Annotated in this window: 12 protein-coding genes, 8 tRNA genes and 1 rRNA gene; all 21 read left to right on the forward strand. The window is 37.9% G+C overall.

The window, feature by feature from the left end:
- Positions 1-82 precede the first annotated feature (82 nt).
- The gene (locus AC1DFT_RS16555) at positions 83-364 is read left to right on the forward strand and encodes a transcriptional regulator (protein ID WP_478160051.1); all 282 of its coding nucleotides are present in this window, start codon (positions 83-85) and stop codon (positions 362-364) included.
- Positions 365-368: 4 nt separating this feature from the next.
- Positions 369-719 (forward strand): type II toxin-antitoxin system PemK/MazF family toxin, encoded by a 351-nt coding sequence (locus AC1DFT_RS16560; protein WP_093271851.1) that lies wholly within the window; start codon positions 369-371, stop codon positions 717-719.
- A 136-nt stretch (positions 720-855) separates the two neighbouring features.
- The gene (locus tag AC1DFT_RS16565) at positions 856-1,686 is read left to right on the forward strand and encodes an STAS domain-containing protein (protein WP_478160053.1); all 831 of its coding nucleotides are present in this window, start codon (positions 856-858) and stop codon (positions 1,684-1,686) included.
- Entirely contained in the window at positions 1,683-2,045 is a 363-nt protein-coding gene (locus AC1DFT_RS16570) for an STAS domain-containing protein (RefSeq protein ID WP_478160055.1), read from the forward strand. The genes AC1DFT_RS16565 and AC1DFT_RS16570 overlap by 4 nt, the downstream gene beginning before the upstream one ends.
- Positions 2,046-2,051: 6 nt before the next feature.
- The gene (locus AC1DFT_RS16575) at positions 2,052-2,453 is read left to right on the forward strand and encodes an anti-sigma regulatory factor (RefSeq protein ID WP_478160057.1); all 402 of its coding nucleotides are present in this window, start codon (positions 2,052-2,054) and stop codon (positions 2,451-2,453) included.
- Between the two features lie 17 nt (positions 2,454-2,470).
- On the forward strand, positions 2,471-3,469 hold the full coding sequence (locus tag AC1DFT_RS16580; protein WP_478160059.1) for a SpoIIE family protein phosphatase: 999 nt from the start codon (positions 2,471-2,473) through the stop codon (positions 3,467-3,469).
- An 80-nt stretch (positions 3,470-3,549) separates the two neighbouring features.
- Positions 3,550-3,897, forward strand: coding sequence for an anti-sigma factor antagonist (locus tag AC1DFT_RS16585; RefSeq protein WP_478160061.1), 348 nt, complete (start codon positions 3,550-3,552; stop codon positions 3,895-3,897).
- Positions 3,884-4,354, forward strand: a complete 471-nt coding sequence (gene rsbW / locus AC1DFT_RS16590) for an anti-sigma B factor RsbW (protein WP_478160063.1) — start codon at positions 3,884-3,886, stop codon at positions 4,352-4,354. The genes AC1DFT_RS16585 and rsbW overlap by 14 nt, the downstream gene beginning before the upstream one ends.
- Complete coding sequence (gene sigB, locus AC1DFT_RS16595) at positions 4,332-5,117, forward strand: RNA polymerase sigma factor SigB (RefSeq protein ID WP_478160065.1); 786 nt, start codon at positions 4,332-4,334, stop codon at positions 5,115-5,117. The genes rsbW and sigB overlap by 23 nt, the downstream gene beginning before the upstream one ends.
- Positions 5,114-5,710, forward strand: coding sequence for a SpoIIE family protein phosphatase (locus AC1DFT_RS16600; RefSeq protein ID WP_478160067.1), 597 nt, complete (start codon positions 5,114-5,116; stop codon positions 5,708-5,710). The genes sigB and AC1DFT_RS16600 overlap by 4 nt, the downstream gene beginning before the upstream one ends.
- 62 nt (positions 5,711-5,772) lie before the next feature.
- Positions 5,773-7,941, forward strand: coding sequence for a Tex family protein (locus AC1DFT_RS16605; protein WP_478160069.1), 2,169 nt, complete (start codon positions 5,773-5,775; stop codon positions 7,939-7,941).
- A 64-nt stretch (positions 7,942-8,005) separates the two neighbouring features.
- A complete protein-coding gene (locus AC1DFT_RS16610) occupies positions 8,006-8,476 on the forward strand; it encodes a SprT family protein (protein WP_478160071.1) in 471 nt (156 codons plus the stop codon).
- A gap of 80 nt (positions 8,477-8,556) precedes the next feature.
- Positions 8,557-8,631, forward strand: a tRNA-Asn gene (locus tag AC1DFT_RS16615).
- A gap of 7 nt (positions 8,632-8,638) precedes the next feature.
- Positions 8,639-8,710, forward strand: a tRNA-Glu gene (locus AC1DFT_RS16620).
- Positions 8,711-8,731: 21 nt separating this feature from the next.
- Positions 8,732-8,807, forward strand: a tRNA-Asp gene (locus tag AC1DFT_RS16625).
- A 3-nt stretch (positions 8,808-8,810) separates the two neighbouring features.
- Positions 8,811-8,885, forward strand: a tRNA-Gln gene (locus tag AC1DFT_RS16630).
- Positions 8,886-8,896: 11 nt separating this feature from the next.
- Positions 8,897-8,969 (forward strand) — tRNA-Lys (locus AC1DFT_RS16635).
- Between the two features lie 63 nt (positions 8,970-9,032).
- Positions 9,033-9,119, forward strand: a tRNA-Leu gene (locus AC1DFT_RS16640).
- 13 nt (positions 9,120-9,132) lie between these two features.
- A tRNA-Arg gene (locus AC1DFT_RS16645) sits at positions 9,133-9,209 on the forward strand.
- Positions 9,210-9,239: 30 nt separating this feature from the next.
- Positions 9,240-9,313: transfer RNA gene (locus AC1DFT_RS16650), tRNA-Gly, on the forward strand.
- A 150-nt stretch (positions 9,314-9,463) separates the two neighbouring features.
- A 16S ribosomal RNA gene (locus AC1DFT_RS16655) occupies positions 9,464-9,592 on the forward strand; the annotation flags it as partial.

The raw sequence follows: 9,592 nt of genomic DNA on the forward strand, positions 1-9,592 counted from the left end.
TAATGTCTTTTATTATGCCTCTAGTAATGGTAAGATTAAGTATATTGTCATATAGGGAAATGTTTTGTCGGAGGTGTTTGCTGTGGTAAGTGGAAAAAAGAAAAAGGAAGCAATTATTGAGCTTCCAATGCAAATGGTTAATGAAGGAGTAAAAATTGTCAAACAATCATTCGCTACAAGTGAAAATATTGTTCGTGTCCAAGCAAATGAATACATTAAGAAAGGCCAGGCAAATCTTATAAGAGAAGCGATGATGAAAGGTTATGTTGAAATGTCCCATATAAATTTATCCATAAGTTCGGAATGTTTACATGCGGAATATGAAGCGCAACATACGACAGAGCGACTCGTAAGTGGAGGATGAAAACTTGATCGTAAAACGTGGTGACGTTTTTTTTGCAGATTTATCACCTGTAATCGGGTCTGAGCAAGGTGGAACCAGACCCGTTTTGGTGATTCAAAATGATATAGGGAATCGATTCAGTCCTACTGTTATCATTGCAGCAATTACCGCTCAAATTCAAAAAGCAAAATTACCAACACATGTGGAAATCAATGCAAAACAGTATGATTTTGAACGAGATTCGGTTATTTTGTTAGAACAATTGCGTACGATAGACAAATCTAGGCTCACCGATAAAATTACACATTTGGATGAGGATGTTATGTGTGAAGTCGATCATGCATTAGGAATAAGCTTAGGTATTGTAAAATTTTAATACATAGATAAAACGCAATGTGTAGCCGACAAATACACATTGTGTTTTTTATTTTTAGCCATAAAAGATGTAAAGTAGACTGTTTTTCGTTAGAATATAGATATGGATATTTAAAAGAGGAGATGTGCGAAAGGATATGGATAAACAAATTGCGACTTACATTCAAGTAAATATAGATAGTATTTTAGAAAAATGGAAAGCGAAAATGGAAGACGATCAAGATGATCGATTTTTTCAAATAATGTCTGATCAAGTTGTTGATACAGCAGTTCGCGAATTTGGTGAACTGATGGTTTCTAGTTTAACAGCAAGTGAAGAAACCTACGATGAGAAGCTGAAGGATTTTTCTATCCAAATTGTTCGTTATGGCTGGTCAATCACTTTTGTACTGAGAGCACTTACCAATTTCACGGAAGTAATCTATGAAGAAATGGAAGAGGCAGGATCGTTAAACGAAAGCAATTATAAATCATTTAGGGAAATTTTAACAAAATGGATTACGCCACTTAATCATAGTGTAGTAGATGCTTATTCTAAAGTATGGGAAAAAACTGTGAGTTTACAAAAAATTGCATTGCAAGAACTTTCGGCTTCCCTTATTCCTGTATTTGATAAAATTTCTGTCATGCCGCTAGTAGGTACGATTGATACAGAACGTGCAAAGCTTATCATGGAAAACTTACTGCAAGGCGTTGTAAAGCATCGTGCAGAGGTAGTATTGATTGATATTACTGGCGTACCGGTCGTAGATACAATGGTCGCTCATCATATTATTCAAGCGGCGGATGCCGTTCGTTTAGTAGGGGCTAAATGTATGCTCGTCGGTATTCGTCCAGAAATCGCTCAAACAATTGTAACGCTCGGTATTAATTTAACTGATTTTACCACGACAAGTACATTACAAAGAGGTATGGAACAGGCTCTAGCTTTAACAAATCGAGCGATTGTAGAGGTGGATACAAAATGATGGCTAGAATTCCGATTTTAAAATTAAGAGAATGCTTAATTGTTTCTATTCAATGGGAATTAGATGATCAAACTGCCTTGGCATTTCAAGAAGATTTATTGGCAAAGTTGMATACAACCGCAGCAAGGGGAGTAGTACTTGATTTGACTCCAATTGACTTTATTGATTCGTTCATCGCAAAAGTTCTTGGAGATGTCATTAGTATGTCAGGCTTAATGGGGGCAAAAGTGGTCATTACAGGTATACAGCCAGCTGTTGCCATTACATTAATCGAATTAGGTATTAGGCTAGAAAATGTTGTAACAGCTTTAGATTTAGAAAATGGATTGGAAAAATTAGAACGAGAATTGGAGGACTAATCCATTATGAACTTAAGGTCTTCTGTTGATATTATAACGGAGTGGGACATAGTTGCTGCTAGGCAGCTTGGAAGAAATGAAGCGAAGGATGTTGGCTTCGGTACAGTTGACCAAGCTAGAATTACAACGGCGATTAGTGAACTTGCTCGTAATATTTATTTATATGCTGGAAAAGGAAACATAGAAATAAAACAAATTACAGAAGGCAATCTTAAAGGGTTATTAGTTATTGCATCTGACAAGGGCCCAGGCATAGCAGATGTTCGTAAAGTAATGGAAGATGGATATACAACATCTGGGGGATTAGGAGCTGGACTACCTGGAGTAAAACGGCTCATGGATAACTTTAAGATTGAAACAGTAGTAGGTGAAGGAACGGTGATTACAGCAACCAAGTGGATGAGGTAGGAAGGATGGAGTGAATAATGCCTCAAGAATTTAAAAAACAATATAAAGAAGTTTTAGAAAAGTATATATTAAGACAGACGGAACATAATTTATACGAAGGTCAAAATATTAGTAGGCAACTAATTCAGAAGAATATCTCTCCTGAGGAAGTTATTAGTATACATAAGGCATCACTAGAAGAGATAATGCCGGATTTAGACGGCGATGTACAGCATTCTTTTGACCTCCTCATTGAAGTGATGGTTCGCTATGGACTGGCACTAAAAGAGCATCAGACGTTGATTCAAAAACAGCAAAATCTGAAGATGGAAATGGAACTTGCTGCGAACGTGCAACAAACATTATTAAAAACAAAAGTACCAAAAATAGTAGATTTAGATATCGGTATTATTTCAGTGCCAGTAAAAGAAATGAATGGAGATTATGCACACTTTTTGCATGACAGTGAACATGTTGGTATTGCAGTAGCAGATGTTATCGGAAAAGGTATTCCGGCTGCCTTGTGCATGTCCATGATTAAATATGGGATGGATAGTTTAGACGGAGCAGAAACAGATCCGGTAATAGTGTTAGATGTAATCAACCGAATTGTGGAAAAAAGTGTAAGCGACTCCATGTTTATTTCTATGTTTTACGGCAAATATGATACACCCAAAAGTGAATTTACCTACGCTTCGGCTGGACATGAACCACCACTTTTTTACTGTTCGGAGTCATCAAGTTTTTCTGAGTTACAAGCAAAAGGTTTATTATTAGGTGTTATTCCAAATGTAAAATATGAACAACATTCCATCACACTAAATAAAGGTGATTTTATCGTAATGATGACAGATGGGGTAACAGAATGTCGTTCAAAAGAAGGCTTTATCGAACAACAAACAGTTATGAATATTATTGAAAATGTTAAAGATCAATCTGCTCAAGAAATGGTAGAGTATGTGTTTCATAAGTTGGAAGAATTACAAGACTTTGAACAGCGAGACGATTTCACCCTTGTGATTTTCAAGAAAGTATAGTTTTTTATAGTAACTGATGTTTAACTTTAGTTGAATTGTGGTATTAAAAACATATATAGATAAAACGGGGGATAAAACACATGAATATTTCAGTAAAGCTTCAACAAAAAGATTTGCTAATAGTTAACGGTATTATTACTGGTGAAATTGATGCATTTACAGCACCAATTCTAAGAGAAAAACTAGCAGAAATTGACTTGAAAGAAAATCTTCAAGTAATAATAGACTTATCAGAAGTATCTTATATGGATAGTACAGGACTCGGAGTCTTTGTTGGCTTTTATAAGAGTATTAATGTATCCAATGGTCATATGGAGCTAATCGGTCTTTCATCTCGTTTAAAACGATTGTTTGATATTACTGGTCTAGGAGAAATAATGGATATTCAAGCAAGTAGTGGAGAGGTGAAAATAGATGAAACCGTTTGATTATGTTGAAATTCGAATACCTGCAAAGCCACAATATGTAAGTGTAGCACGTTTAACGATTTCAGGTTTAGCAAATCGGGTTGGATTTACATATGACGATATAGAAGATTTAAAAATCGCTGCGAGTGAAGCGATTACAAACGCAGTGCAACATGCTTATTCCGAAGACGAAGAAGGCGAAGTTGTAATTGGATGCGCAATGTACGAAGCTAAAATTGAAATCATGGTAGCAGACCACGGAAAAAGTTTTGACTTCGAAGAAACGAAAGCACAAGTTGGACCTTATAGTGAATTAGAGGAAGTATCCTTTTTAAGAGAAGGTGGACTTGGATTATACTTAATCGAAACATTAATGGACGAAGTAAAGGTTCATCAACAGGAAGGTATAACTGTATTTATGACGAAGCATGTCGGAATAGAGCAGGTGGATGGTAATGTCAGACACATCTCTTCCTAATAAGCAATCTAAGGAAAAAATCCTTGAATGGATAAGCGAATATCAAAGAACAGAGAGTGAAGAGGCTCAGACCAATTTAGTCTTAAATTACACTAGATTGGTTGAGTCAATTTCCAGGAAATATTCAAATGGCAAATCTCATCATGAAGACATTGTACAAGTTGGGATGGTAGGACTGCTTGGTGCAATTCGAAGATATGATCCGGCATTCGGTAAAAACTTTGAAGCGTTCGCTATTCCAACAATTATAGGTGAGATAAAACGTTTTCTACGAGATAAAACGTGGGCAGTGCATGTACCAAGGAGAATAAAAGAACTTGGACCTAGAATAAGGGCTGCAGTAGAAACACTTACAATCGAATTCCAACGCTCTCCTTTAGTTCCAGAAATCGCAGAATACTTAAATGTAGACGTTGAGGATGTATTAGAGGCAATGGAAATGGGAAAAAGCTATCAAGCATTATCTATGGATCACTCACTTGAATCCGATTCGGACGGAAGTACGATTACGCTATTTGATGTAATCGGAAAAGCGGACGGTGAATTTGAAAAGACCGACCAGCGTTTACTTGTAGCTAATGCGCTGGATGTGTTGTCTGAACGTGAAAAGGAAGTAATTCAATTTACATATATGGAGCAGCTGAGCCAAAAAGAAACAGGCGATCGACTCGGGATTTCACAAATGCATGTTTCGAGAATTCAGCGAAAAGCAATTAAAAAATTGCAAGAGGCAATATTAGCGTCAGGTGGAGTAATGAATTGAAAAATTTTTCAGACGATCACGTACAGTTATTAGTGTTTCAAGAAGCCAAGTCGGGTAATTTAGAATCGGGGGATACATACTATGTATCCAAAAATGAAAACTTCATGCTTTGCGCTATTGCGGATGGTTTAGGAAACGGACCAATTGCAAAAGAGTCTGCGGATGTTATTCCAGAAGTATTGGAGAAATATCCAGATGAAACACTAGACGAATTATTACTGCTATGTAACGAACGAATGATTCAAAAAAGAGGCGCAGCTGTTGCCATCGTAAAAATAGATTACAATCTCCAAACTATCTCTTATAGTTGTATAGGAAACATTAAGTTTTATATGTACCAACAAGAAACTGATAAAATGATATACCCATTACCTGTTATGGGGTATTTATCCGGTAGGAAACAAAAAGTGAAGACGCAAACGTATGCATGTAAAAAAAATGATTTATTCATAATGCATTCTGATGGCGTGAATATGAATAGCCCTAAAAAAACGATTAAAAATGCACGTAACGCCACATGTCTTTATAATTCGGTCCTCGAAGCAATTGAACATGGTGACGACGCCACATTTATAGTTGGAAGCTTACTCTAGAAAAGATTAGAGTAAGCTTTTTTGTGTTAAAATATAACTTATACGGAAAGGGTGTGTTTGTTTTGGAAATAAAAAAAATGCTTCAGCTCGTTTCTAAAGAAACAGGCGTAAAATCATCACAAGCTGAACAAGTTATCAAATTATTAGAAGAAGGAAATACAGTTCCTTTTATCGCGCGTTATAGAAAAGAACAAACTGGTTCTTTAGATGAGGTTCAAATAAAAGCAGTGGAAGATCGCTACAACTACATACAACAATTAGAACAGCGAAAAGAAGAAGTGATTCGCCTCATTGATGAACAAGGGAAATTAACAGAAGAACTAAGCAACGCTATTCAAAATGCAACCGTGTTGCAACGATTGGAGGATTTATATCGCCCATACAAGCAAAAACGTAGAACAAAAGCGACAATTGCAAAAGAAAAAGGCTTAGAGCCACTGGCCGGATTGTTAATGACTTTTCCAAAAGAGTCTGTTTCTGTAATAGCGGAAGATTTTTTGAATGAAGAACTACAGGTGCTTACGACAGAAGATGCCCTCCAAGGAGCGAGAGACATTCTCGCAGAGCAATTTGCAGATGACCCAAAAATCCGAGAACAAATCCGCAACATCTCACGTGCGGATGGACTAATAATCAGTTCTGTGAAAAAGGCTGAATTAGACGAGAAGAATGTATTTGAAATGTACTATGAATACGAAGAACCGGTAAAAAAAATAGTGCCACATCGCACTCTAGCGCTTAACCGCGGTGAAAAAGAGGATGTACTAAAAGTAAGTATCCAAGTTCCAATAAATAAAGTAACGACAGTCATGCAAAACGAATGGATACCAACTCATTCATCAAGTGAGGCTGTAGAACATGTAAAATTAGCAATAGAGGACTCATATAAGCGCTTAATACAGCCTTCTGTAGAGCGTGAAATCCGAACGGAACTTACAGAAAAGGCAGAAACACAAGCAATTCACATTTTTTCTGAGAACTTGCGAAACCTTTTATTACAACCACCTTTAAAAGGAAAAGTAATACTTGGCGTCGATCCTGCCTACCGTACTGGATGTAAACTAGCGGTAGTGGATGACACAGGTAAACTACTAGAGGTTTCCGCAATCTATCCACATGCACCAAGAATGGATGTAGAAGGTTCCAAAAAGAAAGTTCTTTCTTATATTAAGAAGTACCCGATTTCGTTAATCGCTATTGGAAATGGTACAGCCTCTCGTGAAACAGAGCAATTTATAGTAGATTGTCTGAAAGAAGTAGACGGTGATGTGGCATACGTTATTGTCAATGAAGCAGGGGCAAGTGTATATTCTGCATCCGAAACAGCGAGACATGAATTCCCTGATCTTCAAGTGGAGCAGCGAAGCGCAGTATCAATCGCGAGAAGATTACAAGATCCACTTGCTGAACTAGTAAAAATAGATCCAAAAGCGGTAGGGGTAGGCCAATACCAACATGACGTATCACAGAAGAAATTATCCGAATCACTCTCTTTTATAGTAGAAACTGCGGTTAACCAAGTAGGAGTGAACGTAAATACAGCATCTGCATCCCTGTTGCAATACGTTTCAGGGCTTTCCAAAACAGTTGCAGAAAACGTTGTGAATTTACGAAATGAGCAAGGAAGATTCACTTCTAGAGCACAGTTAAAGAAAATACCACGTCTAGGTGCTAAAACATACGAGCAAGCAATTGGATTTTTACGAGTACCAGATGCCAAAAATCCGTTCGACGCAACAGGTATTCATCCTGAAAGTTATAAGGCTGCCGAACAAGTTTTAGCAATAGTCGGTCTGAAAAAAGAACAAATTGGCTCCAAAGAAACTGAAGAAGCTTTAAAAAACATTTCAATAGAAGAAGTTAGTAAAGAATTAGAAATTGGCGACATCACATTAAAAGATATTGTAGACACATTGATTAAACCAGCGCGTGATCCACGGGAAGCTTTCCCACAACCCATTTTGAAAACAGATGTACTTAAAATGGAAGACCTAAAAGCGGGAATGGAACTCCAAGGAACAGTTAGGAATGTAGTTGATTTTGGTGCCTTTGTTGATGTCGGGGTTAAGCAGGATGGGCTAGTCCACATTTCAAAATTGAAAAAAGGCTTTGTGAAACACCCATTAGATGTTGTTTCATTAGGAGATATAGTAACAGTATGGGTAGACCAGTTCGACGCAAATAAAGGAAGAATTGCACTTACAATGCTTCCTCCAGAGCAACAAGTGTAATAAATGAAGAGTTGTCCATTGTGTAAGCATTGGACAACCTCTTTTTAATAGGAGTGAGCAGTGAATGACGGATGAAAAACTGACTGAATTAGTTAGTAGTGTATCAAAAGAAGTTTTTAGGAAAGACTTTCGACATGATGCTTATTTTAATAAACGTCTTCGCACTACAGGTGGGAGATATATGTTAAGAACACACCATATAGAAATTAATCCACTAGTTTTTGAAAAGCATGGAATGGAAGAATTGATTGGGGTGATTAAGCATGAGCTTTGTCACTATCATTTACATATAGAAGGAAAAGGGTACAAACATCGAGATGCAGATTTTAGGGAGCTATTAAAAAGAACTAATTCTCCAAGGTTTTGTTCAACTCTTGTAGAACGAAATGAGCGCGTAAGAAGCAAAATCTATACCTATCAATGTACAAAATGCTCCTTGCTATATAATCGGAAAATTCGTTTAAATACTAACAAATACAGATGTGGCAAGTGTTTGGGTGATCTAATTTTAGTTTCTACAAATAAACTTAAATAAAATTCACAAAAGTAGTTGACGTTTTGTAAAAGGCTCTTTATAATAGAAAAAGTCGAGAAGAACAAAACGACAAAAATTATTCCGAAGTAGCTCAGTGGTAGAGCAATCGGCTGTTAACCGATCGGTCGTAGGTTCGAGTCCTACCTTCGGAGCCATTTATATGGCCCCTTGGTCAAGCGGTTAAGACACCGCCCTTTCACGGCGGTAACACGGGTTCGAATCCCGTAGGGGTCATTTCAATTTTATATTTTCAAAGGTCCCGTGGTGTAGCGGTTAACATGCCTGCCTGTCACGCAGGAGATCGCCGGTTCGATCCCGGTCGGGACCGCCATGTTGGGGTATAGCCAAGCGGTAAGGCAACGGATTTTGATTCCGTCATGCCCTGGTTCGAATCCAGGTACCCCAGCCATTTATTTGTACGAGCCATTAGCTCAGTTGGTAGAGCATCTGACTTTTAATCAGAGGGTCGTAGGTTCGAATCCTACATGGCTCATCAATTTATTGTTGACAGACTTAGTTGATAAGAGTATAATAAGTTTTGTCCTACTGAAACTACGCGGTCGTGGCGGAATGGCAGACGCGCTAGGTTGAGGGCCTAGTGGGGGATAACCCCGTGGAGGTTCAAGTCCTCTCGGCCGCACCAAAGCACACATTAAGCGCCCGTAGCTCAATTGGATAGAGCGTCTGACTACGGATCAGAAGGTTGTGGGTTCGACTCCTGCCGGGCGCGCCAAACAAACAATAATATTGAAATTTTATATATGCGGGTGTAGTTTAGTGGTAAAACCTCAGCCTTCCAAGCTGATGATGAGAGTTCGATTCTCTTCACCCGCTCCATTATTTAAAACCATGAACATTGAAAACTGAACATGCAAAACGTTAAGAAATATAGCTTAAAAGATTAACTTCGGTTAACTTGATAGCAAAACAATTTTGACATCATTTAATGATGATGCCAGCAAAACAAATGAGCTTTTTAAGTTCTCTATTATGGAGAGTTTGATCCTGGCTCAGGACGAACGCTGGCGGCGTGCCTAATACATGCAAGTCGAGCGAATGATGAAGAAGCTTGCTTCTTCTGATTTAGCGGCGGACGGGTGAGTAACACGTGGGCAA

The sequence above is a fragment of the Psychrobacillus sp. 05T411 genome (assembly GCF_056396485.1).

Coding starts and splice junctions, on each gene's coding strand:
- AC1DFT_RS16565 (WP_478160053.1), top strand. CDS start 856: ATGGATAAACAAATTGCGACTTACATTCAAGTAAATATAGATAGTATT.
- AC1DFT_RS16575 (WP_478160057.1), top strand. CDS start 2,052: ATGAACTTAAGGTCTTCTGTTGATATTATAACGGAGTGGGACATAGTT.
- AC1DFT_RS16580 (WP_478160059.1), top strand. CDS start 2,471: ATGCCTCAAGAATTTAAAAAACAATATAAAGAAGTTTTAGAAAAGTAT.
- AC1DFT_RS16585 (WP_478160061.1), top strand. CDS start 3,550: ATGAATATTTCAGTAAAGCTTCAACAAAAAGATTTGCTAATAGTTAAC.
- rsbW (WP_478160063.1), top strand. CDS start 3,884: ATGAAACCGTTTGATTATGTTGAAATTCGAATACCTGCAAAGCCACAA.
- sigB (WP_478160065.1), top strand. CDS start 4,332: ATGTCAGACACATCTCTTCCTAATAAGCAATCTAAGGAAAAAATCCTT.
- AC1DFT_RS16610 (WP_478160071.1), top strand. CDS start 8,006: ATGACGGATGAAAAACTGACTGAATTAGTTAGTAGTGTATCAAAAGAA.